15 protein-coding genes are annotated in these 24,975 nt (G+C 46.5%); 7 read left to right on the top strand and 8 right to left on the bottom strand.

Annotation, left to right across the window (positions count from 1 at the left end):
• Positions 1 to 77: 77 nt before the first annotated feature.
• Together NC796_RS02995 and NC796_RS03000 are read left to right on the top strand one after the other, a co-directional pair.
• Complete coding sequence (locus NC796_RS02995) at positions 78 to 3,818, top strand: FG-GAP-like repeat-containing protein (RefSeq protein ID WP_310682008.1); 3,741 nt, start codon at positions 78 to 80, stop codon at positions 3,816 to 3,818.
• Positions 3,819 to 4,284: 466 nt separating this feature from the next.
• Complete coding sequence (locus NC796_RS03000; RefSeq protein ID WP_310682011.1) at positions 4,285 to 6,456, top strand: alpha-glucuronidase family glycosyl hydrolase; 2,172 nt, start codon at positions 4,285 to 4,287, stop codon at positions 6,454 to 6,456.
• Between the two features lie 59 nt (positions 6,457 to 6,515).
• On the opposite strand, the gene NC796_RS03005 is transcribed toward NC796_RS03000, so the two are convergent.
• Positions 6,516 to 6,962 (bottom strand): hypothetical protein, encoded by a 447-nt coding sequence (locus NC796_RS03005; RefSeq protein ID WP_310682013.1) that lies wholly within the window; start codon positions 6,960 to 6,962, stop codon positions 6,516 to 6,518.
• Between the two features lie 57 nt (positions 6,963 to 7,019).
• The gene (locus tag NC796_RS03010) at positions 7,020 to 9,572 is read right to left on the bottom strand and encodes a protein kinase domain-containing protein (RefSeq protein ID WP_310682016.1); all 2,553 of its coding nucleotides are present in this window, start codon (positions 9,570 to 9,572) and stop codon (positions 7,020 to 7,022) included.
• A gap of 172 nt (positions 9,573 to 9,744) precedes the next feature.
• Between NC796_RS03010 and NC796_RS03015 the strand changes: the two genes are divergently transcribed.
• Positions 9,745 to 11,031 (top strand): SpoIIE family protein phosphatase, encoded by a 1,287-nt coding sequence (locus tag NC796_RS03015; protein ID WP_310682018.1) that lies wholly within the window; start codon positions 9,745 to 9,747, stop codon positions 11,029 to 11,031.
• Positions 11,032 to 11,144: 113 nt separating this feature from the next.
• Positions 11,145 to 11,579 carry an SRPBCC family protein gene (locus NC796_RS03020; RefSeq protein ID WP_310682021.1) on the top strand — a complete coding sequence of 145 codons (435 nt, stop codon included), beginning with the start codon at positions 11,145 to 11,147 and terminating at the stop codon, positions 11,577 to 11,579.
• A 462-nt stretch (positions 11,580 to 12,041) separates the two neighbouring features.
• Here the strand turns inward: NC796_RS03020 and NC796_RS03025 are convergent, their stop codons facing one another.
• From NC796_RS03025 to NC796_RS03040, 4 genes are all read right to left on the bottom strand, one after another.
• Entirely contained in the window at positions 12,042 to 13,100 is a 1,059-nt protein-coding gene (locus NC796_RS03025) for an FAD:protein FMN transferase (RefSeq protein ID WP_310682023.1), read from the bottom strand.
• Positions 13,101 to 13,132: 32 nt separating this feature from the next.
• A complete protein-coding gene (locus NC796_RS03030; protein ID WP_310682025.1) occupies positions 13,133 to 13,951 on the bottom strand; it encodes an SDR family oxidoreductase in 819 nt (272 codons plus the stop codon).
• 228 nt (positions 13,952 to 14,179) lie between these two features.
• Complete coding sequence (locus tag NC796_RS03035; protein WP_310682026.1) at positions 14,180 to 15,388, bottom strand: amidohydrolase family protein; 1,209 nt, start codon at positions 15,386 to 15,388, stop codon at positions 14,180 to 14,182.
• Positions 15,389 to 15,407: 19 nt separating this feature from the next.
• Positions 15,408 to 16,706, bottom strand: a complete 1,299-nt coding sequence (locus tag NC796_RS03040; protein WP_310682028.1) for an amidohydrolase family protein — start codon at positions 16,704 to 16,706, stop codon at positions 15,408 to 15,410.
• 150 nt (positions 16,707 to 16,856) lie between these two features.
• Here NC796_RS03040 and NC796_RS03045 point away from each other — a divergent pair, with 150 nt between their 5' ends.
• Both NC796_RS03045 and NC796_RS03050 read left to right on the top strand, forming a co-directional pair.
• Positions 16,857 to 17,846, top strand: coding sequence for an amidoligase family protein (locus NC796_RS03045; RefSeq protein WP_310682029.1), 990 nt, complete (start codon positions 16,857 to 16,859; stop codon positions 17,844 to 17,846).
• Positions 17,846 to 18,655: a type 1 glutamine amidotransferase gene (locus NC796_RS03050; protein ID WP_310682031.1), complete on the top strand. Its 810-nt coding sequence runs from the start codon at positions 17,846 to 17,848 to the stop codon at positions 18,653 to 18,655. The genes NC796_RS03045 and NC796_RS03050 overlap by 1 nt, the downstream gene beginning before the upstream one ends.
• 25 nt (positions 18,656 to 18,680) lie before the next feature.
• On the opposite strand, the gene NC796_RS03055 is transcribed toward NC796_RS03050, so the two are convergent.
• Positions 18,681 to 18,995: a Dabb family protein gene (locus tag NC796_RS03055; RefSeq protein ID WP_310682032.1), complete on the bottom strand. Its 315-nt coding sequence runs from the start codon at positions 18,993 to 18,995 to the stop codon at positions 18,681 to 18,683.
• A 425-nt stretch (positions 18,996 to 19,420) separates the two neighbouring features.
• On the opposite strand from NC796_RS03055, the gene NC796_RS03060 reads away from it, so the two are divergent.
• Complete coding sequence (locus tag NC796_RS03060; protein WP_310682034.1) at positions 19,421 to 21,388, top strand: aconitate hydratase; 1,968 nt, start codon at positions 19,421 to 19,423, stop codon at positions 21,386 to 21,388.
• 244 nt (positions 21,389 to 21,632) lie between these two features.
• Here the strand turns inward: NC796_RS03060 and NC796_RS03065 are convergent, their stop codons facing one another.
• Positions 21,633 to 24,890: a PDZ domain-containing protein gene (locus NC796_RS03065; RefSeq protein ID WP_310682036.1), complete on the bottom strand. Its 3,258-nt coding sequence runs from the start codon at positions 24,888 to 24,890 to the stop codon at positions 21,633 to 21,635.
• Between the last annotated feature and the right edge of the window lie 85 nt (positions 24,891 to 24,975).

A 24,975-nucleotide genomic window follows, 5' to 3' on the forward strand; every position in this document is an offset into this window, starting at 1 on the left:
TAACATTTATATTCTGTTGTGCAAAGGTTTGTACAGGCTAATGATAGCTTCAAATCTAATTAAGTTGTAGCACGTGTATGAAGCATTGGTTTCAGAAGAAAAATCCGGTTGTATCCGCTAGTGGGATCTCCATTGTGGTGAAGACAGGTTTCATACTGTTGATTTGTTTATTCACAGCCTGCAACTTCTCTTCCAATTTAGAGTGGAAGCAGGAAAAGTATCACCGCTGGGCAGAAGTTGATCCCGGCTACTTCGGGGAAACCGGTTTTGAATCGCTTTCGCCTTCCGAAACTAATATCAATTTTGAAAATCAGATCACTGACCAACAAATTGCTGAAAATCGCCACTATCTGAATGGTTCGGGCGTAGCAGCGGGTGACGTCGATGGTGATGGACTAACAGATCTCTATTTTACCGGGCTCAATACGCCCAATAAGCTCTACAAAAACATGGGGGGGATGCAGTTTGAGGATATCACCGATAAGGCTGGGGTAGCACATAACGATTATTATTCCACGGGTGCAGTCTTTGCCGATATCGACGGGGATGAAGATCTCGATCTGCTGGTTTCGGCCATGCACAAGGAAAACGTACTCTACATAAACGACGGCTCTGGCAATTTTACCCATAGAGAAGATAGTGGACTCGGGGCGGCCAAAGGGAGTATGACCATGGCGCTAGCTGACATTGATAGCGACGGTGATCTCGATCTTTACATCACCAATTACAAGGAAAAATCGGTCAAGGACATCTATACCACCGAAGAGCTCGAATGGAATAACCTTTTGAAAGAGCCCTACAACGAGCAGAATCAAACCGGGCCTTTTACACTTGTGCCACCGTTTGATCAGCATTATCAACTCTTTATGTCAAAGGACAACCGTCTTGTCGGGGCGGCAGAAACAGGGGAGGAGGATGAGCTCTATATCAATGAAGGGGGCAGCTTTCAAAAGGTGCAAAATACGGAGGATGTTTTCCGGGATGCATCTGGAGATCCGATGGGGCTGCAACCGGACTGGGGGCTGACGGCAAAATTCCAGGATCTGAATGATGATGGGCTGCCCGACCTCTATGTGTGCAACGATTTCTTTCCCAAAGACCGGATCTGGATCAACCAGGGAGACGGCACGTTTCGTGAGATGGATTGGAGATCGATCCGGAACATGAGCTTTTCAGCGATGGCCGTAGATTTCTCAGACATCAACAGGGACGGGCAGCTCGATATGTTTGTTACCGAGATGCTTAGCCCGAAGCACGAACGACGCCTCCGCCAGATGGGCTCCGATGATCCCACCCCGAACCGAACGGACTCGATTCAATCCCAGCCACAGTATAACCGCAACTCCATGTACTTGAAGCGGGAAGACGACACCTATGCAGAAATCTCCTACCTGAGCAATACTGAAGCTACAGAATGGTCGTGGGCCACCCGCTTTATGGATATTGACCTGGATGGCTACGAAGACCTGATCGTGAATACCGGGTACACTTATGACATTCTGGATATCGACACGCAGGCGGGGATGATCAAAGAGGGCCGGAATATGGATGAAAACTTTGATGTGCTGGTCGAACGTGCGCCCAAGCTCGACTTGGCGAACAAGTTCTTGCAAAATAACGGGGATCTGACATTCCAGGACAGGAGCACGGCTTGGGGTTTTGGGGAGACGGACGTATCGCACGGGCTTGCCACGGCCGACCTTGATAATGACGGGGATCTCGATTTTGCCAGCAACCGTCTGAATAATACTGCAGCTGTTTTTGAAAACCTGACGAATGCTGGTCGTATTGCAGTAAAATTGCGTGGTGATGCACCCAATTATCGCGGTATTGGGGCTAAAATCCGACTGGTGGGTGGCGATTTACCACAGGAAAAGCAGCTTTCGGCGGGCGGCGATTATCTTTCGGGATCAACGCCTACTGCTATGTTTGCGGCCGATGAGGCTATCGATTATCGAATTGAAGTAACTTGGCCGGATGGCGCGGTAAGTACAATCGAGGATGTGCAGGCCAACCGGATCTATGAGATCGATAATACAGGTGCTTCGGAGCCTGATAAAACACAGGCTGGTGCGATAGCTTCCAGTGAACCCATTTTTGAGGACATCTCTAATCAGTTGGGCCATCGTCATCATGAGGATCCATTTGATGAATCCAAGCTGCAACCGCTTTTGCCGGGAAAAATGAGTAAACTGGGTCCCGGTATAACCTGGCTGGATATTGACCGCGACGGTGACGATGATCTGTTGGTAGCCTCTGGGAAGGGCGGAACAATGGGTGCGTTTGAAAACCTGGGAGAGGGATCCTTTCATCCGATGAAGGGGACGCCATTTGATCAAACAGTGCCGGGTGATCAAACCACGTTACTCGGTTGGAAAACTGGAGAAAGTATAAATCTCGTAGCTGGAAGCGCCAATTATGAACAGGGTAGCCCACAAGTACCTTCAGCATTCCAGTACCGTTTTTCTGGTTCGGGAATTGAACAAGTTGGTACACTGTCGAACTATTCCACGACTGGAACGATGGCTGCCGCCGACTTTGATAATGATGGGGATATTGACCTGTTCCTGGCCGGACGCTTTGTCCCGGCTCACTATCCACGCAATGCCACCTCAAGATTATTTAAAAATGAAAACGGCTCTTTTGTAGTTGACCAGGTCAATTCACGCAAATTGGGTGAGATTGGCCTCGTAACGGGCGCGGTATTCAGTGATTACGACCGGGATGGCGACCAGGATCTGCTGATCAGCCGCGAGTGGGACTCCATTCTAATCATGGAAAATGATGGCGGCACCTTCAACAATGTTTCTGAGAAGGTGGGTCTGGCCCGGTACAACGGGTGGTGGAACGGCATCGCGACGGGAGATTTTAACAACGATGGTCGACCGGATATTGTGGCTGCCAATATAGGGTTAAACAGTACATACCAGATGAAAAATGGCAAGCCGCTGCGAATGTACTACAGCGACTTCAATGGTGATCGCAGGGTAGATATCCTTGAAACACACGCCAACAGCGATGGCAATTATGTGCCTCGAAAAAAGTTATTCCAATACAATTCACTGCCCATTATTTCCAACCAGTTCCAAAGCTATCGTGCATTTGGGCAGACGAATCTGCAGGAGATCTTTGGAAATCGGTTATCACGTATGCCGTTTAAAGAGATAAATACCCTGCAACATATGCTATTTATAAATACAGGGGAAGGATTTGAAGCCAAGCCCCTCCCACCAAAGGCTCAGTTTTCTGCGGGATTTCACGTAGGTGTTGCGGATTACAACAACGATGGAAATGAAGACCTGTTTATGAGTCAGAATTATTTCGGCATGCCCCGAGAGGTTCCGCGATTGGATGCGGGGCGAGGCCTTTGGCTTAAAGGGGATGGGCTGGGAAACCTGAGTCCGGTCCCGGGAAGTGAATCCGGGATCAAAGTGTATGGCGAGCAGCGCGGGGCTGCATTCAGTGATTTTAACAGTGATGGAAAAGTAGACCTTGCGATTTCTCAAAACGATGCCGAAACCAAACTATACCTTAACAGGGGGGACCGGAGAGGATATCGAATTTCCCTGCAAGGTCCTGCGCAAAACAGCGATGGAGTAGGATCAGCAGTCCGCTTGCTTTACAGTAATGGAGAAAAAGGGCCACTGCGTGAAATTCAGGCTGGTTCGGGATACTGGTCGCAAAACAGCTTTTCACAGGTTTTGGGGGCAAAAACCAATGCTGAAGTTTCAGGTATCGAGGTTCACTGGTTTGATGGCCGCACGCAGACTGTTGATGTTACAGGGGGGCAAAAGGAATTTGTTATTACGTATCATTAGTGTCCAGTGAATTAAACTTACAGACAAAAAGCCGTTTAAGTTCACCACATTTTATTTTTGGAAAGGAATTCAAAATGAACCTCTTATAAACGGGCTTAAAACCATAACACTAGCCTCTGCTCATCCGGCCTTGGTAAAGTTGACCGCCCGGAAGGGATTGGAGAGGAGCGTAAAGAAAAAATCTGTGATTTTTTTAGTGGAACGAGGAGCCCTTCAGGTCAAGTTTACCTTCGCCGGCGATTTTTTTCGTTCATTTTTTTATCGCTGAAAAAATGAACATCATGAATGAGAAACAAGACAACTTAAAAAGTTACCGGACAACAGTGATTTCGTATCCCGAGTAGAACGAAATTGGGTAAGGATACCCCTCCCAATAAAACAGGGGTCCGGATAGGGGATTAAGCCGAATGAATCATGGGAATGTCAATATCAATGGATGTAGATTAACAAATAACATAGGATGATTATGATACTTAAAATGAAAAGGCATCTGTTCTTATTAACAGTATTTTTAATTGGCCTGGGTATCCAGCAGGCTTATGCCGATGATGGTTACCGTCTCTGGCTGCGATATGACCAGATCGCTGACAAAGCAGTTTTACAGCAGTACCGGTCAGCAATTCAGAGGATTGTGCTAAATGATAATTCTGAAACCCTGTCAAAAGCGAAACAGGAGATTAGTAGAGGACTGAGCGGCCTCTTGGGGAAAGCGATCCCCATAACCACCAAGCTGGTTAACAGGTCATCGTTGATTATTGGTACCCCATCCAGTTCAGATGCGATTGCTTCGTTGAATTTGAGCAATAAACTTAAATCAGTTGGGGATGAGGGATTTTTGATTGAACGACATCAAATTAACGGAAATAATCACCTTGTGATTGCTGCCAACACCGATGTTGGGGCGCTTTATGGAAGTTTCCACTTCCTGCGACTGCTGAAGACACATACGGATTTACAAAAAATTTCAGTTGCCAGTGCTCCTAAAATTCAGCACCGGGTCCTGAATCACTGGGATAACCTGGATCGCACAGTGGAACGCGGCTATGCAGGTATCTCACTATGGGAATGGAAAACGCTACCTGAATACGAAGATCCGCGTTACACCGATTATGCTCGTGCGAATGCCTCTCTTGGCATCAATGGGACGGTGCTCAATAATGTGAATGCGGATCCGAGAATGCTGACCGAACAGTACATCAAAAAGGCCACCAAGCTTGCGGATATATTCCGTCCGTACGGCATAAAGGTATATTTTTCGGCAAATTTCTTTGCCCCGGAGCGAGTTGGCGGGCTTGAGACCTCGGATCCTCTGGATCCCGAAGTACAGCAGTGGTGGAAAGACAAGGCAGATCAAATTTATAAGCATATTCCTGATTTCGGGGGATTCCTTGTGAAAGCAAACTCCGAAGGTCAACCGGGCCCACAGAATTATGGGCGCACCCATGCTGAAGGTGCAAATATATTGGCTGAGGCAGTAGCTCCCCACGGAGGGATCGTGATGTGGCGCGCATTTGTATACAGTCCAGAGCAGGAGGACCGCTTCCGCGAAGGATATGACGAGTTTGTTCCACTGGATGGGAAGTTCCATGATAATGTAATTCTGCAGGTCAAAAACGGGCCGATTGATTTCCAGCCTCGTGAGCCGTTCCATCCTCTTTTTGGGGCACTTCCCGAAACAAACACCATGCTGGAACTGCAGGTCACACAGGAATATTTTGGGTTCAGCACTCACCTGGCGTATATGGGACCACTTTACAAGGAAGCTCTGGAAGCTGATACCTATGCCAAAGGGGAGGGCTCAACGGTGGCAAAAGTGATTGACGGAAGCTTGTTTGAATATGAACACACCGGAATCGCGGGAGTTGCCAACACCGGTCGCGACCGTAACTGGACGGGCCACCCGTTCGGTCAGTCGAACTGGTACCTGTTTGGCCGACTGGCGTGGGATCATACGCTTACAGCCGAAGGGGTTGCTGATGAATGGATTCGGATGACGTTCAATCACAACCCGGATTTTGTAGAACCGGCCAAGGAGATCATGATGATGTCTCGCGAGGCGGGCGTCCGGTATCGAAACCCACTGGGACTCACCCACCTGTATGCGCAGGGGCATCACTACGGTCCGGCACCATGGACCTCTGACCTGCCGCGACCCGACTGGACGGCAGTATATTACCACAAGGCAGACTCCGAGGGTATCGGGTTTGATCGAACGGAAACAGGCTCTAATGCGATTGAGCAGTATCAGCCTGAGGTCAGGGAGCGATTTGACGAAATGGAAGATACGCCCGAAGAGTACCTGCTCTGGTTCCATCACGTGCCGTGGGACTTCGAAATGAACAGCGGCCGAACGCTGTGGGAAGAGCTTGTTCACCGTTATTACCAAGGTGTAGAAGATGTCCGCGTGATGCAGAAAAAGTGGGCTTCTGTTGAAGGGCTTATCGACGAGGAACGATATAATCACGTGGAAGCACTGCTTGAGATACAGGAAGAAGACGCTATCTGGTGGCGAAATGCATGCGTGCTGTACTTTCAGACGTTTTCGAATCAACCGATTCCCAATGGGTATGAAAAGCCCGAGCATTCACTCGAATATTACAAGGAACTGGAAAAAACGCATCATATAGCCAGGTTTTAGGAATAAGGCCTCGTAAGAATTCAAAGGGATACCACTAAGCAGGCGGTATCCCTTTTTAATTATCTACTAATAATCAATCTTGGTGGCGAATTACCCACCACAAAAGTATCCGCTTCGACAACATATACTTCATAGATAAGCGTGTCCATTGGGGCGGTATCCTTAATGGAAACTCTCAATCTTTTATTGGCGTCTACAAGCTGGGTTTTACCATCTGTAAATAGCCCATCTGCAAAATTCAGATAGTTGCTTACGTCCTTGTTAAACCTGAATTCCATAGCAGATTTCATAGCCAGCCAATTAATACGATCTGCTCGCTTTGCTTTAAATGTACCTTTGCCTTTACCTTCGTTATCCTGTACCCTCCAGATGTTATTATTATCCGTGGTAATCCTGAGATTTATAGTTTGTAAAGAACTGGAAGTCTCTGATGGCAGCAGTGAGACACCGGCAGAAGCTGCAAAAAAAACAGTAAGCAGCAGAGCAATTAATGTTTTATGTATCATCGTTTCTCCTAGATAGATTTCAGTGTTTGTTGCCCCTTTTTGTTAGCCGGGATCAACTTATTTTTGTGCTGTTAACATTTCTTTTAATTTTTGGTATCGCGAATCTTCGATTAGCGCCTGCAACTCAGGTTGTGATTCGATATCGGCTATCATAGCAGCGTTAATCCAACTTAGTGCCTCTGACCTCATGCCAAGCTTTTCATAAGTTGAAACCACACGCTGTCGAATTATGATATTCTCCTCGTTTATGTTCAACGCCTTGTTTAGGTATGCAAGTGCATTTGTTGAATCATTAATATCTGAATAATAAGCACCCAAATCGGCCAGGACTACTGCATCATTCGGGTTTATCTCAAGTTGTGAATGGGCTTTCTCAATAGCGGTCAGGTACGACCTGCGGGCGTCATCTGGTTGTCCACTCAAATCATAGGCTGTTGCCAGGTTACCCCATATTTCATAGCGATCGGAATAAGTCTGAAGTGCTATCTTGTACATGTTGGCAGCCTCTTCATAATTTCCCTCCCAATAATAGATGCCGGCCAGGTTGTTTGCTGTTAATGGATTTTTATCCAGGGCAAGAGATCGTTCAAACATTATGCGAGCGCTGTCATTTTGGCCGCCGTAATAGTAAGCAACTCCCAGATTTGAGTATGCAGAACTGCTTTTGGGGGTAAGCGTAACAACTTGCTTAAATTGCCCTATTGCGTCATCAATATTTCCCTTATCAAGGTAATGAATCCCCAGATCTTTATATCCTTCCCAGTATTCTGGTTTTTGCGCGATAGCCCGCTTATAGGTGTTTACAGCTTTTTCTGTGTACCCCTGTTCATCAAATGCTTTTGCCATCCCACGAAACGCTGGGTTATATTTCGGATCAATTTCCAAAGCGTTGCTAAAATGCCTTATCGCAAGTTCTTGATCGCCTGTACCCAATTTCAGGATACCCATAAGTGTCTGCACAGGAGCTAATTCTGAATCTAGATCTAGGGCACGGCGTAATGAATTTTCAGCATGTTTTACAAATGATATGTTACCTGTTGATTCATACTTACGCCAATTCGATTCACCCAGACCTGCATGTGCAAGAGCAAAATTATCATCAATTTCCAACGCCCTGTTAAAGAGTTGAATCGCTTCATTAAGGCTGGCGGGACTAATATAATTTTGGAGACTAGCTATTCCCTTTAGATAGTATTCGTAAGCGGTCGGATTGTAGGATACTTTCTCATTTAAATTTTGACTGATTTCAGCGTTTGTTTCGACCTCCACCTCCAACATCTTCAGCATGGCTTTAATCCCGTTTCTTTCAAGCAAAGCCAAGTTTCGGGATGACACAGAAACCTGCTCTGTATCCAGCCTGCGTATATTGTCGGCATCAATCAGTTCTAAAATAAGTCGTGTAGAATCTCTGAAAGTCTGAATACTTGAAGAAATTGCCAGGTTAACTCCAAATAATCTGTTTGCCTGCGTTGCACTGCGTACCTGTTCTTTCCTCATTTCGCCGGCAGGAGCAACCCAGTAGGAGTCTTGGTATTTCTCTAATTCAGAAAGTTTGTATGAAAATATTTCACCAAGTCCATCACAAATAGCCTGCATATTAGGATCCTGACTAATATTTTCTATTGGGAGTACAGCCAGATATCTTTTCTCTGGCACAGTCGAAGGAAATAAACTTGATGAATTCAGGAAAAAGAGGAGCAAAATAACCAGGGTAGAGGCTACAGCTATTCCAGTGTAAACTTGTCCTTTTCTTCTAAAGATTTTGGATCGGTTTGAGGAACCTAAACTATAAGTTTTAGCATCAGCCTCATTACGTAGGTCAGTAAGGACTTCCGTTAGATTGGAATAACGTTGCTCGCGATCTTTTTTTAAGCACCTGGAAATGATTTTTTCGATGTGTTCAGGTACCTCAGTAGATACCCGCGAGATTGGGATCGGTGCCTCCTCAGCAATGGCATACATCACCGCCGGTTCATAGATACCCTGAAAAGGAAGTTCCCCCGTAAAAAGTTCATATAACACTACTCCAAACGACCAAATATCCGACCGGATGTCGACTTCGATACCTGACAGCTGTTCTGGTGACATATAAGCCGTTGTCCCCAGGGTGGTACCGATATTTGTTATATGTTTGGTCCCTTGTATTCGAGCCAGTCCGAAATCCATGATCTTAACTCTCTGTTGTTCATCGACCATGATATTTCTTGACTTAATATCCCTGTGGATGATTCCCTTTTCATGGGCCTCGTTTATTCCACTAGCAATCTGTTCAGTAATTTCAATCTTTTCTCGAAGAGTCAGATCCTTTTGATCAATAACCTCCTTTAGCTCCAAGCCATCAACATACTCCATTACAATGAAGAGTTCTTCCTCGCATTCCTCGATAGCGTATATATGGGCAATATTGGGATGATTCAAGACCGCAGCAGACTGTGCCTCTTGTTCAAAACGCTTTCGCTCAGTTGGATTTGAAGAGACGTGATATGGCAAGAACTTGAGCGCTACCTTGCGTTTTAGCTTGGTATCTTCAGCCAGGTAAACAACACCCATGCCGCCTTCCCCTAACTTTCCAATAACACGGTAATGCAAAAAAGAAGATGGTATGCTCAATAGGCTCACCCCTGTGTTTGAATTGTACCATTCACCTAAATAGAAGGCAATTTACCAAATTGATAAGTAATAAATTGATAATAATTAATAACTTGGGGATAAGTAATTAAAAAAGTAAAACTTATAAATTCCATAGGTGTGGAATTTATTTTGAATTAAATGTTTATCAGGGATGTCTTTAGATCAACTTGCGAAGGAGAACCAGCAACTCCGATTGGCCATTAATGAACTGAAAATCATTAATGACATTGCAACTGCTATTTCATCAACACAACCGTTGGAAAAAGTGATTGACCAAATAGTATTTAAATGCATTAAGCACTTGGAGGCTGAAGAAGGGACCATAAGTTTATTGGAAGAAGGGTCAGAAGCCCAACAGTTTCATACCATGATTCGTCACCAAGATTCCACTATCGGTAAAGTTCCAATCAAATTGGACGATCGACTCAAGGGATGGATGCTGAATAACAAATCAATTTTACTCAGTAATAATATCAGGGATGATCCGCGTTTTAAATTCCTTGATGAGGAGGCCTACTCCTTCAGATCAATTCTTTGTGTGCCCCTGATGATAAAGGGGGATCTTAAAGGATATCTCGCCACTTTTAACAAAAAAAATGGTGACCCATTTTCTGAAGAAGATCGCCGGTTGCTTTCGATAATCGGGTCACAGTCGGCACAGGTAATTGAAAATGCCCGCTTGTATGAAGAGGAAAAAGCGTTGATCAGCCTGCAGGAAGAATTGAGATTGGCGCGCGATATCCAGCTTAACCTGTTGCCAAAGAATACTCCTGAGATCCCCGGCATCCAGATTGCCGCAACCAACCTGCCTGCAAAATCAATAGGTGGGGATTACTACGATTTTTTATCGATTTCATATGACAGGCTGGGTTTCTGTATAGGGGATATAACTGGAAAGGGGATGCCTGCTGCGATGTTAATGGCTAACCTGCAGGCAACATTTCGAAGCCAGGTCTTGAATGTAGAAGAACCCGATGAATGCTTAGAAGGCACGAATAAACTTCTTTACAGGAATTCGGAGTCCACTAAATTCGCCACTTTTTTCTATGGGGTATTGAATCCGGAAACAGGTATCCTGGAATATGCAAATGGCGGGCATGATGCTCCACTTCTCTTTCGGGATGGAAGTGCCCCATTGTTTTTAAAGGCTACGGGGTTGCTTCTTGGCGCTTTCGAGGATGCAGAATATGACATGGCTACGATTTCTCTTCAACCCAAAGATCTGCTGCTTCTATATACAGATGGGATAACGGAAGCCAAGAATAAAAACGATAACGAATTCGGGCTGGATAGACTGATACAGTTGACAAGTGAGCATCGACAATCTACGGCGTCTGAAATTTTAGATACCATATTGAAAGAGGTACAGGAATTCACAAATAAAACTCCACAAAGTGATGATATTACTTTGATGGTTATAAAAAATGATAAAGAATAAAGTTCCTCTGTTAAGAATTTTATACTTCAGTGATTAGATTAGGTGTATTCTGTTAAATTTCAGATTATTTTAGTTTATGTAATTTCAGGACGAACAAAAGATAGAGAAACAAAATGAGCCAAGTCACTGTCATCAAAGAAATTAACGCCCCTGTTGAACTGGTTTTTCAAACGATTTCCGACATCCGCAACTTTTCTAAAGCTGTGCCGGATATTGTGGATGTGGAATTTTTGACGGATCAGAAAACGGGTGTGGGTACTCGTTTTAGAGAAACGCGGGTGATGTACGGCAAAGAGGCTACGGAAGAACTGGAGGTCACGGAATTGGTTGAAAATGATCGGATCCGCATTATGGCCGACAGTCACGGTGTGGTTTGGGATTCGCTTTTCTCAGTAAAAGAAAATGGAGATGCAACGGAGTTAACACTGGTAATGGATATGAGGCCTCACAAGTTGATGGCCAAAATTATGACTTTTGTTATGAAGAGATCGATGAGAAAAGCCCTGGAAAAAGATATGGATGCGGTAAAAGAATACTGTGAAGGATAGCTTGTTTTAGTTGTTCGATCTAAACTTTTATTTCGTGGGATTACGATCAATTACGAGCAAATCTCGAGATTAGGCGTACACGAAAAAGAATAGGGAGGTCGCGACGTCGACCTTATTGTGAAGCCAATACATGTCTACAAAGCCTCCTCGCGATGACAGTTCACTCAAGAAGTAGTTTTCAATGAGGAGGTATAGTAAGCTCAGTAGTAAAACTGGTGGCCCTTACTACTCCTTGCTTCGGAGAGGCCTACTACGAGAGGTGGAGTAGGCTACCAAGAGGTCTGAGTAGACTAGCAAAGAGGCGTGGGTAGACTACCAAAGGGGACTGGGTAGTCCACCAAAGAGGTTTGGGTAGTCCACTCAAGGAGTTTGGGTAGTATACCCAAAAAGATCGGTTAGCCTACCAAAGGACTCTGAGTAGTCTACTTGCAGCGACAGAGCAGCCTGTTACTATGGCTTAGGTTAATTAGCTTTTGTCTCAAAGAGTACTCTAAACTCATTCGACATCCACTGCCTGATTCCATCCGGCTCATTTTGCTCCATAAATAGTGCTATATCCTGCATGTTTTCAATGAGGTCCAACGCAGACTGTGGTTGTAGAACGCTTGCTGCGGATGCGTAGCTGTCGGCCGTGATGCCATCCGGGGCTATGATGGTTACCTGTCGGCGGTCTGTTAGTCCAAGACCGGTTCGAGGGTCGATTATGTGGGAGTAGCGCGTTCCGTCAATTTCAACATGTTGGTACAAGTCACCCGAGGTAGCAACGGCTTTATTCGAAAGTGAGAGCATTATTTTATCTCTGACTCCGGAACTGTCATGGGTTAGCACTTCGATATTCCACCCCATGCGACCGGGGGGAGGGTCACCCAGTGCAATATCGCCACCTCCATCCACCAAGACTGCATTAATACCGTGCTCACGCAATACCTTCAACGCCTCATCGACCGCATATCCTTTGGCAATGCCCCCAAGATCCAGCTGCATATTTTTTTGAGCAAGTAGAACGGATTGGGTTTGTCTGTTTAGCTTTAGATTCTGATACCCAACACCAGATCCTGTTTTTGAGAGTAATTCTTTGGATGGAAGCTCAGGTTGCATCTGCCTGTTCATCTGGCGCCAGAGCTGTACATATGGACCAACTGTAACATCAAAAGCACCATCAGTTTGACGAGCAACCTTTTGCGCAAAGGCTAATGTCTTGAACAGTGGTTCTGATACTACAACCGCGGTATCTCGTCCGGAGGTGCGCGAAAGCCGATTAAGTTCGCTGTTGGGATCGTAATCACTGAGAATGGAATTTAGCTCTTCCACTTTTTCAAAGGCGGCCTGGGAAGCAGAGTCGGCAAGCGTTTGTGATTGGGTATAGAGTACAATTCGAAATGTTGTGCCCATATGGCGGCTGCTGAACTCGTAGCGCTCGGTTTTCTGTGCAGTGACCAGCAAAGGGCAAATAAAAAACAGCAGGAGCAAAATGGAAAAGCTCCTGCTGCTGAATAAGTACAACACGTTCGTTTTTTTCATTTCATGTGCATGAAATAAAATTAAGTAGACGGCTACACACCGCTAAATGCGCTAAATCCACCATCAACGGGGATAACGGTTCCGGTTACAAATTTAGAAGCTTCGCTTGCCAGCCAGACCGCTGTCCCGATCAGCTCTTCTTTTTCACCAAAACGATTCATCGGCGTATTGTCTACAATTGTTTGTCCGCGGTCAGTCAGAGATCCATCTTCGTTGAGCAACAGATCGCGGTTTTGCTCTCCGATGAAGAATCCGGGTGCAATGGCGTTAACGCGTAATCCATCGCCATATTTGATGGCCAGTTCAGTGGCAAGAAATTTGGTAAAGTTGTCAACGGCCGCTTTGGCAGCAGAATAACCGAGCACGCGGGTGATAGCCCGATCTGATGCCATAGAGGAGATGTGAATAATTGAACCCTGCTTGTTTTCAATCATGTCTTCGCCAAAGACTTTGGTGGGATGGTAAGTACCCATAAAGTTAAGATTCATCACATTTTCAAGAGCTTCATCTTCCAGGTCCAGGAAGGATTGTTCAGGATTGATAGTAGCACCAGATAAGTTACCCCCCGCAGCGTTGATAAGAATATCGATGCGGCCCCACTGGTCAAGCACTTTCTTACGAGCCTCCTGCAGGTCAGATTTAACCAGGACATCGGCAATTAGTGGAATCGCTTCTCCACCGTTATCTTTGATTTCTTTTACATTCTCATCGGCAGAATCTTCACTTCTTCCAAGGATGCCAATTTTGGCCCCGGCTTCAGCCAGTCCTTTGGCCATTGCGCCGCCCAAAACCCCTGTTCCGCCTGTTACAATTGCGACTTTGCCAGATAGATCAAAAAGATTGCTCATCATTCAATATTTAGGTCTGTGATTTTACTTATCATATCGGTCTCAAAGGAAAGGAAATATTACCGAAAAATCCATCTTAATTGTGTCTAAAGGCAATTTATTGGCTTATTTTAAATAAATAATAGAAGTACGGTCAAAAGTGGATTTGGGTTGCTTTGATCCGAGTCGTTGTTTACTCAATTTAGCCCATATATTTCGTCAAATCCTAATTATGAGCAGGGAGATTCCCACCTAATCAGAATCATTTTCATTAACCACCTTTCCATCCACGATTACTGTTGAAATATGGGTGGTGTATTCAAATGGATCACCGTCAAAAAGAACAATGTCAGCATCTTTGCCTACCGCAATTGATCCCACCCGTTTTTCGATGTTGAGCAACTGTGCCGGTTGAATAGTCATTGCTCGCAATGCGGCTTCCCTGGGAAGTCCGTTGGCGACCGCAATAGCCGCTTCGTAGAGTATGATTCTTGTTTTGGGAACGTAGCTCTCAAATCCACTCTGAAAGGCGAAGGGGATGCCAGCCTCTGCCAGCTTAGCCGCAGTAGTAAAGCTGGCGTTTTTGGTGTCACCTGACGTGCGAACCATGGTGGGGTGGATAAAGACAGGAACACCTGCGTCCCTAATTTCATCAATCAGGAGATAAGCTTCCGCGGCACCGTCTAGTATCATTTCAAATCCAAACTCCTCTTTCAGTCGGAGGGCCGTCATGATGTCCTGGGACTGATGCGCTGTTATCATGGCGGTCAGTTTACCATCGAGGATATCTGCCAGGGCTTCCATCTTTAGATCTTTGGATGGAGGATCATCAGAGTTGCGCTTTTCGGCATATTCTCGCGCTTTGATAAACGTTTGACGAAGCATGGCTACCCCTTTGGCGCGGGTGCCGGGCGAATCAAAATATCTGTCTACCATCGACCCGAGGGTAAAAGCTACCGTGGTTGCAGAGTCGATCACAGCTTCTTCCACAGTTTGATAGGGCGTTTTGGCGATCATGGTCTGTCCGCTGGCGATGGCGCCTGGACCATGACCCGTGTGAACTGTGGTAACGCCCTTGTCGAGTACAAATTTAACGAGTTCTTCTCGGGCATTATAGGCGTCAATCGCCCGCAGTTGCGGCTGAATGGGATCGGAATCATCCAGCTGATCCTGGTCAGAATCTAGGTTGTAAATTCCTGCCAATCCCACCACAGTGTGAGCGTCTATCAGTCCTGGCGTAACCACACTGGCTTCATGTACATCATAATTGTTGGGAATTTGAATTTCATCGGCCGATCCAACGGCTTCAATTTTTTCATCACTTACAAGTATCACTCCATTTTGAATGGGTTCTCCATTCATCGTGTGTATCGTTTCACCTCTGACAGCTATTTGGGCCCTGAGCAGCGTGCTGGTAAAACTCAGCAGAATGACAATGCTTAAAAATATTCGCTTAATCATAATAATCATTTCCTTCTGGTTAATCTCTTGCATTGAGATGATGATCATAAACTTCACCACGGAATACCTCGTATCCACCTGTGGCATATTTGAGATCTTCGGGATCGTCGCGGTCAAATCGTTTTACACCCTCAACCCAGGTCTCCTCCACATGCGTGTAGACACTCAGTGGGTCGCCAGAGAGAATGATGAAATCGGCATCTTTTCCCTCCTCAAGGGTGCCGGTGCGGTCCTCGATATCCAGCATTTTGGCATTTTCAATAGTCACGGCCCGGAGCGCGTTTTCCCTGTCCATCCCGGCTCGAACTCCAAAAGCGGAAGAGCGCAGGAACAATCTGGTATCAGTAATTGAGGCATCGGTGTGGTAGCCGACCGGAACGCCCGCTTCTTCTAAAACGGCCCCGTTTTTGTATTTGATGTCAACTGCCTCCGGTTTGCCGCCCGGGGCATCCAGCACTATGATGGAACAGGGGACCCCGGCCTCTGCGATTTCATCCGCCACTTTCCAGGCTTCGCTGACATGATGCAATACCATGCGGTAGCCAAACTCCTTTGCCAGCCGAATGGCCGTCAGGATATCATCGTGGCGGTGGGTGTGGTTGTGAACAATTCGCTTTCCATTGAGTACTTCCATCAGCGTTTCCATACCGAGATCGCGTTCCGGCATCTCTTCAGGATTGCCATCCGCCTGCTCTACTTTTTGCTTATACTCTTGTGCCTTGACGAATAACTCACGAACCATCGCCGCAGATTTAGCACGTGTCCCGGGAAACGGTCCGTCACCCAGTGGGTTGGTACCATTGGCCATTTTCAATCCCCCGGCCACCTGCTGAGAGGGATCATCCACAAAAAGCATCCCCTCAATAGTGTCTGATTTCCGAAGCTTCAGGTAGACCGTTCGCCCGCTCATCAGGTGACCTGAGCCCGGCATTACATTGACAGAGGTGATACCACCGGCCAAAGCCTTTTTGAAGGTATCGCTGTTCGGATCGATGGCATCGAGAATGCGTACGCCAGGGTGGAGTGCTGCGGAACGGTCGCCGCCGTCGCCCTCCCCGATGTGGGAGTGGGAGTCGACCAGCCCGGGCATAATCACTTTTCCGGTAACATCAACAACATTTGCGTTTTTGGGGATATCCACGTCTCCGGATTTTCCCACGGCAGAAATTTTTCCATTCTGAACGATAAGTGCTCCATTTTCAATTTCGTTGCCTGCAATCGGAATGATCCTGGCTCCTTCAAAAACCTGCGGTTGTTCCTGTGCCAACGCCTGGCTGAAAATAAGCAGCAGGAAGGTGAAGAGATAAGCATGCTTCATAGGAATAGACATTTGTTTTACTGGTATTATTTGTACTGATTATCACAAGAACTTAAAAACATGACAAATCCATTTACATATTTTACAACTCAAAACGTTCAAGATAATAGCAGCCAGTGATAATCGGAACATTGTAGGAAGGATTACATAATGTCATCTTGTTTGCCCGAGCCCAAAAATGAAGATGGACTCCCCAGGAAGGTTGGGTTTGAACTTGAATTCGCCGGCTTAAAAATCAAAGAAGCTGGTGAGCAAATTCAGGAACTTTTTGGAGGAGAAATTAAAAAGCAGCACCGGTATGAGTATACAGTTTTTGGCACTGAAATAGGTGATTTCCAAGTTGAACTGGATGCCCGGATTCTCAAAAAGATGGCGGGCAGTGATCTTTTCGGGGACTGGGACCTGGATATTGACGAAAATATTATCAGGGATTCCATCGGGGATATTGTGGATAAGCTGGCTCGGGCGGTAATCCCCCTTGAGGTCGTGATGCCACCATTGCCCTATAATGAAATTGAAGTCCTGGAACGGCTCCGAAGCAAGCTTCAGGAACGGAAAGCAGAGGGTACGGAATCGTCTTGGATGCATGCATTTGGGCTGCACATCAATATCGAAGTGCCCAACCTGGAGACGGATACACTGCTTCGTTATCTGCGTTCATTTTTTGTACTGTATCCGTGGTTGATTGAAGAGCTTGATATCGATTTCTCCCGGCGTATTTCCCCATTTATTGATCATTTCCCGGACCGTTATGTAGAAATGGTGCTAAGCCCAGGTTATCAACCTACTGTAGAGCACTTAATTTCCGATTACCTGCAGTTTAGCCCTACCCGTAACCGGCCGTTGGATATGATGCCCATTTTTGCCATGATCGATGGGGATCGTGTTTCAGGTGCGTTGGGCGATGAAAAAAACAGCCCGAGACCCACATTTCATTATCGGCTGCCGAATAGCAGGATTGAGGACCCGGACTGGACTTTCCAGGATGAGTGGAACCGCTGGTTAGAAGTTGAGAAATTGGCTGCTAACCGGGAAATGCTTCGAAAATTAAGCGAATTGTATCTGCAGCGTAAAGGAGAGGCCGTTCTTGCGTTTAAAAAAGAGTGGGCTCAAACTACGAAAATACTACTGGATCTCTGATGCAAAAAACAAAACCTATAATCGGTGTTACCGGTCCTGCAAGAGGGGGGACGGCTGCCTGGCTTTTCATCAAGCTGGGGATATGGTTGCAGGGAGGGAAAGCAGTACGAATAACAACCCGGAAAAAGTACCCGGCAGATCAATTAGATGGATTGATTTTGGGGGGTGGAGCGGATCTTAATCCCCAGGAATATGGACAAGAACGAGCTGACTCCCAAAGGGATAGAGGAAGCCATAAAAAAGGAGCATGGCACCGTGTTATCCAGGCTTTTTCCCTGGTGCTGTATCCCCTGATATTTTTTGTTCGAAAAGTTTTTGCTGCCAACTCCAGTATTATTGACAAGCAGCGTGATGCACTTGAGTTGAACTATCTTCAAAAGGCGTTCGACCGCGGAATTCCGGTGTTGGGTATCTGTCGTGGTGCCCAGCTTATCAATGTCAAGCTGGGCGGGACACTTCACCAGGATATCACGGGCTTTTATGGCGAGATTCCCAAAATTTATTCTATTTTTCCGAAGAAGAGAGTACAGGTCGATCCTGACAGCAAACTGGGGCAAATGCTCGGGGCGCCGAACATAACCGTAAATGCCCTGCACAACCAGGCGATCAATAAATTGGCTTCACCCTTGAAGGTGGTGGCTCATGAAAAAACCGGTATTATCCAGGCTGTTGAACTACCTACGCTTCCATTTGTGGTTGGCGTGCAGTGGCATCCGGAATATATGCCACAGATACGTGAGCAACGGGCTGTCTTTAAATCGCTGGTGAAAGCGGCAGAATCCCGAATACCAGAAACTTCTGATATCTAATGGATTAAAGGCTCGTATCTCCTGACTACGTATCGACCTTGTAGTCCACGAACCGGCGCTCTTTAATGACAGATTCAATGAAATCAACCGCTTTTTTGTGATGGGCATTGCGGGTATACATGGTGAAATCCAACTCTGTTTCAAAATCTGAAATCAGTACTACATCATACGCCATATCGTTTTCATCGGAATTTATATTGATGCCGACTTCTACATTTTTAATCTCATCAATATTTGTTTTTAAACCTTCCAGGATAAGCTTCATTTTTTCGGCATTTTTTTGCTTGGTAGCCCCGGCGGCTTCATCTTTTAGTTTCCACATGACGACATGACGAATCATACAGTTCTCCTGCTTGCTTAATTTTTCATTCTTATGCTGACATCCCTTTAAAAATAGGATTGAAAGTAATTAACGAAGTCTCTGGGCGAAAGCCAAATTCAGTTTTTACAATTGCTGGACCAGCAGATGGGTGAAGGTTTTACCGGACAGAAATGCAATAACTGGGAAGTGGGCAGACTCGCCATTGTGTTTAGATTTAATTTAAACTGGCAAACCCGGAATCTTAACGGCTGCTAAGGCATTGTTATATTATGACTTGTATGAGTTTTTTAATTACTTATGCGGCTATGTAGCTGTTAGTGATTGCACGTGCATATGATTATAACGATTCCTCCCACTTTGTGCACAAATCTAGTGCTGCATACCCTCAATTTATGTACATAAACACGTTAGCGACTGAAAACCAAAAATCATTATAAACACTCATGAGTAAACCACTTAACGTTACCCAGAAGCTAATAAAAAGTCACCTTGTAGAAGGTGAAATGGTTCCGGGTGAAGAAATTGGTCTTAGAATAGACCAGACCCTGACTCAAGATGCTACCGGTACTATGGTAATGCTTGAGCTTGAAGCCATGGAACTGGACGAAGCACAAACAGAATTGTCTTGCCAGTACGTCGATCACAATTTGATTCAGACTGACTATAAGAATCCCGATGATCACGTATTTTTGAAGTCTGCCGCAGAACGTTTTGGAATGTGGTTTAGTCGTCCTGGTAATGGAGTGAGCCATCCTATTGAAACAGAACGCTTTGCCATTCCGGGAAAAACATTAGCAGGATCTGACAGCCATACTCCTGCTTCCGGATGCATGGGAATGCTTGCTATTGGATCCGGCGGTTTGGATGTAGCTTTTGCCATTGCCGGTGAGCCGCTCTACATAAAGATGCCGAAAGTACTCGGGGTGGAACTGAAAGGCGAACTGCCGGACTGGGTTAGTGCTAAAGACGTAGTTCTTGAAATGCTTCGCCGCTATGACGTTGACGGGGCAACCGGTTATGTTATTGAATATTTCGGTGAAGGATTGAAAAACCTGGACACCATGGATCGCCACGTTATTGCGAACATGGGAACTGAGATGGGGGCCACAAGCACCGTATTCCCTGCTGATGGTGAAATTCGCCGGTTTATGGAATCTCAGGAGCGAGGCCACGAATTTGTTGAGCTTAAGGCCGACGAAGGGGCTAAGTACGACAAGTATGAAGAGCTGGTCCTCGATGATGTTGAACCGCTGATTGCACTGCCAAGCAGCCCGGGCAATGTTGTACCTGTTCGTGAAGTCGAAGGCAAGGATATTTACCAGTCATATGTGGGTTCCTCTGCAAATCCGGGGTACCGCGATTTCTGGATTGCTTCCAAGATTGTGGAAGGAAAAACGGTGAACGATAATGTCTCTTTTGACATCAACCCCACATCACGACAGATCATTGAGAATATGGTTAAGAATGATGTGATGTTTAACCTGGTACAATCCGGGGCACGTATCCACCAGGCCGGTTGTAATGGATGTATTGGAATGGGACAGGCACCGGCTTCAGGACAAAATAGCCTGCGTACGGTTCCACGTAACTTCCCGGACCGGTCAGGAACCCCTGAAGACTCCGTATTCCTGGTAAGTCCGGAAACGGCTGCCGCTTCTGCTCTGACGGGCAAAATTACCGATCCACGAGATCTTGAGGATCTCTACAATATGAAATATCCGAAGTATGAGCATCCCAAGAAACTGGTTATTAATACAGAGATGCTCACTCCGCCAAAGCCGAAGGAGAAACGTGGGGAAATTAAGAAAGGGCCGAATATCTCAACGATGCCCAATTTTGATGAACTCAAAGATTTCGACGTTCCCGTCCTGCTGAAGATGGGAGACGATATTTCAACAGACGAGATTCTACGTGCCGGGGCTGAAGTGCTTCCTTTCCGAAGTAACATTCCCGAGATCAGTAAGTTTACCCTTGATGTTGTGGATAAAAACTTCCACGATCGGGCGATGGAAGCCAAGGAACAGCATGGTGGACATGTGGTTGTTGCCGGTGAAAACTATGCTCAGGGCTCAAGTCGAGAGCACGCCGCAATTGCACCCCGTTACCTTGGAATGCGTGCAGTAATAGCCAAGAGCTATGCTCGTATCGGCTGGCAAAACCTAATCAACTTTGGTATTCCGCCTTTTGAGTTCGCTAATCCAGAAGATTACGATGACATTGATCAAGGCGATACCATTGCGATTGAAGGTATCCGGGAAGCCCTTGAAAAGGATGAGGAGATCTACCTCGAAAACAAAACCAAGGGTAATAAATACAAGATGAAGCTCACTGCAAGTGGACGTCAGAAAGACGCCTTACTTGCCGGTGGCGTTATCAACCACTTTAAACAGCGTAAGAAGCAAACAGCATAAAAAGCTGGGAGATATCATTTCATAAACACGATATCTGGTCGCTGAGTTGACTTTGATGGCACCTTTGAGAGAAGGTGCCATTTTTTGTTGTGGATTATTTTGGTACAGAATACCGATTTGGTTCTGATAGGTCTTGGGTCAAACCGTGAGAGGTATTTTCAATGGATTAATGATCACAAAAAGAAGCAAGTAGAGATGTCATCTTTGGGAAGAGATGACATCTCTTTTGAGTTATATCTTGCTATTAATTCCCAGTGCCTGTTCGATCCTCATAGGGAGGACGCTCCGGTTTCTCGTTTGGATTTTCTTTGAGCATCTGCTCAATTTCCTGGATTGCACGCTCCAACTGTGGATCGGTACCGCGGGCCAACTGCGTCGGGTCATCTTCTACATGTATATCCGGTTCTACTCCATGTCCTTCGGGAAACCACTCTCCATTCGGATAGTACATTCTGAACGTGGGTACCGTTACTCCTCCGCCGTCAATGAGACCGGGAGCACCGGAAATTCCGATAAGTCCGCCCCAGGTCCGTGTGCCGATCAGGGGACCAAGCCCACTCTGCCGGAAATAGGAGGGAAAGGCATCGCCCCCGGAGCCGCTCCAGCCATTGATCAGCATTACCTTGGGACCAAAGTTGGCTACCGGTGGCCATTGCCAGTCGCGTCCGTCCCGAACCGCCCAGTGCACCAGTTCAGGCCTGTTCAGCAGTTCTATAAAACGGTCTGGTATCTGGCCTCCACTGTTGAACCGCTCATCAATGATCAAGGCCTCTTTGTCAAATTGAGCCATAAACTGGCGAACCAGCTCATTTTGTCCGTCGATTCCTGTACTGCGGACATAGATATAACCTACGCGTCCATCCGTGGCCTCTTCCACTCGTTTCCGGTTGGATTCAATCCATGAAAGATGACGCAACCGGGTTTCATTCGAAAGTGTTTCCACCAACACCTGTCGGGCTCCCTCCATTTCAGGACGATTATTCACCGTCAGCTCTACCGTTTTTTCCGCAAGACCTTCAAATGCTGCGTAGGGATCTTTGGAGGTATCCATTGGCATCCCGTTGACCGCCAGGATATAATCACCTTCACTGACATCAATCCCCGGTTGGTGGAATGGAGAACGGACTTCATTATCCCAGGGAGCACCCTCCACAATGTTTTCAATTTGATACGCCCCATTGCTCAGCGCCCAGTCGATACCCAGCAAACCCCCGCCGCGCTGCTCTGCATTTTCCTGGTCGCCGCCACCGCGATAGGTATGCGAGGCATTCAGCTCAGCGATGAGTTCACCAATGACGTAATTTACATCGGTTCGTGTAACGGCATCATCCAGCATACGCTGGTAGCGCTGTTTCATTGCATCCCAGTCAACCCCGTGGAGATTGGGATCATAGAAGAAATCCCGGATAAAACGCCAGGTGTCGTTGAAGATCTGCTGCCATTCCTCCCGGGGAACAACCTCCATCGTCAGCTCATCAGTTCGAAGTGGCTTTTCTACCTTTTGTTCGGGAGAGGGATCAATGATATCGAATTTACCTTCGCTGTAAACCAACACCTTTTTGCCATCAGCTGAAAGCTGGTATCCATTGATATTTTCAATGATCGTTTTCTCTTCACGTTCTTCCAGGTCATAATATTTTAATGTGCTGCCGTTGCCTTCTGCTCCAGTCCGTGGATACTGCTGGTATAGCACCTTGCCGGAAACTGCACTGATATTTCCATAATTTCCGGCATCCGGGGGCAGCTGAACCAAACGAGATTCAAAGCCCTCCAGGTCAATTTCGACCTCTTCCGGCTCTTTACCATTCCCATTCTCATTTTCCTCTTTAGATTCCTGATCTTCTTTTTTGATTTCGACTTCATCATTGCGCGGCGCAAGGGGAGAGGCGATACTGTCAGTAAGCGGCACGGCTGCAATGTTGGTGCTATTTGCATAAATCCAGGTATTGTCCATATCACTGTACTCTGGGTCAAGTGTACGGCTGGAAAGGAGATATAGGTATTTGCCATCGGGATCAAAAACCGGGTCCCGATCATGATAGTAGCTGGAAGTAACTTGAGTGGTTTCCCCGGTATCGGTGTTATGCAGAAAAATAGCATGCTGGCGATTGTCCAATCCCCGCGAAAAAGCAACCCATCGGCTGTCGGGTGACCAGCTGGCCGAAAAATCGCGCAGTCCGCCTTCATACATCCAGAGTCCCCTGCCGATATCGGTAAGTGCTTCCTCTTCCATGTCATAGAGACGGATATTCATGGCATTATCAACAAAAACGAGCTTTTTGCTGTCGGGCGACCAGTACAGGTTGTATTTAAATTTAGATTCGGTAGAAGTAAGGGTCCGCTCACTCCCGGATCCGCGATTATCCCGAACAGTAAGTTCATATTCGCCCGAACGATCGCTCCAGTAGGCAACGTAATTTCCATCTGGAGACCAAGCAGGGTAACGTTCAGCCACCCCAGAACTCCGCGTTAGGTTCATGATGGGGCCATGCTCGTTGGGCACAGAAAACAGGTCGCCTCGCGCCTGGAAAAGCACCCGGTTTCCGTCCGGCGAAAGGTAGGCATTTTGGATCAGGTTGCTAACATTTTCAGTATGAGGCTTAAGGGTGGTTTTATCTGTAATGACATCCACTTCCACCTCTCGTGTTTGCTCGGTTTCCAGGTCCATCAGGTATAGTCGGCCACCGGCTTCAAATACCAGGTCGGAGGGACCGATAGCAGGAAAGTGGATATCGTACTCATTGAAGTCTGTGACCTGTAGTGTTTGCTCTGAATTTCGGTCGTAAGCCCAAATGTTGTACCGCAGATCCTTGCCGCGATCCGACATGAAGTATAGCGTGGAGTCGTGCCACATCGGCTGGTCATCGTTGGCATCGTTGTCAGTAACTTTTTGGGATTCGTATGTTTCCAGGTCAAATAGCAAAATATCCGGTGCCCAGCCGCCGCGATAGCGTTTCCAGGTGCGAAAAACGCGAGATTTTGGGGTATAGGCCAAAGTCTGTCCATCGGGAGAGATGTCACCGAATTCTCCATACGGAACCGGTAATTTCTGGGGAAGTCCCCCGTCAACCGAAACTTTGTAAAACTGATTATACCGTTGCCGACCGCTTTTCATACTCGAAGAGAACAGGATGTTTTCTCCATCGGGAAACCAGCCCAGCACCCGCTCATTCATGGGGTGGTGCGTTACGCGCACAGGTACCCCTCCTTCAGCGGGGATGACATAGATATCGTTGTTGCCATCATAGTTGGCAGTGTAGGCCACCGTGGTTCCATCGGGAGAGAACCGGGGAAAAGATTCCTGGCCCTTAGCGGAAGTTAAACGATTGGCAGTGCCACCACTTTTTGAGACGATCCAGATATCATCAGCATAGGAAAACACGATATGAGACTCCGATACATCCGGCTGGCGTAGCATGCGGGCGTCAACCTGGGCAAAAGAGTTTGAATAATAACTGAGTGTGATAGTGAATAACGTTATTAGAAATGCACGCGACTTCATAATACCCCCGATATTAGCTGTGAGTTTATTTATAAATTTTACGCTAAGTACAATCCTCTTTCAGTGAAGTTGCAGGAACTTACAA

It is taken from the genome of Aliifodinibius sp. S!AR15-10 (assembly GCF_031569985.1).
GTDB lineage: Bacteria > Bacteroidota > Rhodothermia > Balneolales > Balneolaceae > JAMQKA01.

What these genes read in the sequence shown, in the direction of transcription:
- NC796_RS03065 (WP_310682036.1), bottom strand. Translation starts at nt 24,890, where the DNA reads ATGAAGTCGCGTGCATTTCTAATAACGTTATTCACTATCACACTCAGT.
- NC796_RS03055 (WP_310682032.1), bottom strand. Translation starts at nt 18,995, where the DNA reads ATGATTCGTCATGTCGTCATGTGGAAACTAAAAGATGAAGCCGCCGGG.
- NC796_RS03040 (WP_310682028.1), bottom strand. Translation starts at nt 16,706, where the DNA reads ATGAAGCATGCTTATCTCTTCACCTTCCTGCTGCTTATTTTCAGCCAG.
- NC796_RS03030 (WP_310682025.1), bottom strand. Translation starts at nt 13,951, where the DNA reads ATGATGAGCAATCTTTTTGATCTATCTGGCAAAGTCGCAATTGTAACA.
- NC796_RS03000 (WP_310682011.1), top strand. Translation starts at nt 4,285, where the DNA reads ATGATACTTAAAATGAAAAGGCATCTGTTCTTATTAACAGTATTTTTA.
- NC796_RS03050 (WP_310682031.1), top strand. Translation starts at nt 17,846, where the DNA reads ATGCAAAAAACAAAACCTATAATCGGTGTTACCGGTCCTGCAAGAGGG.
- NC796_RS03005 (WP_310682013.1), bottom strand. Translation starts at nt 6,962, where the DNA reads ATGATACATAAAACATTAATTGCTCTGCTGCTTACTGTTTTTTTTGCA.
- NC796_RS03015 (WP_310682018.1), top strand. Translation starts at nt 9,745, where the DNA reads ATGTCTTTAGATCAACTTGCGAAGGAGAACCAGCAACTCCGATTGGCC.
- NC796_RS03045 (WP_310682029.1), top strand. Translation starts at nt 16,857, where the DNA reads ATGTCATCTTGTTTGCCCGAGCCCAAAAATGAAGATGGACTCCCCAGG.
- NC796_RS03060 (WP_310682034.1), top strand. Translation starts at nt 19,421, where the DNA reads ATGAGTAAACCACTTAACGTTACCCAGAAGCTAATAAAAAGTCACCTT.
- NC796_RS02995 (WP_310682008.1), top strand. Translation starts at nt 78, where the DNA reads ATGAAGCATTGGTTTCAGAAGAAAAATCCGGTTGTATCCGCTAGTGGG.
- NC796_RS03035 (WP_310682026.1), bottom strand. Translation starts at nt 15,388, where the DNA reads ATGATTAAGCGAATATTTTTAAGCATTGTCATTCTGCTGAGTTTTACC.
- NC796_RS03020 (WP_310682021.1), top strand. Translation starts at nt 11,145, where the DNA reads ATGAGCCAAGTCACTGTCATCAAAGAAATTAACGCCCCTGTTGAACTG.
- NC796_RS03025 (WP_310682023.1), bottom strand. Translation starts at nt 13,100, where the DNA reads ATGAAAAAAACGAACGTGTTGTACTTATTCAGCAGCAGGAGCTTTTCC.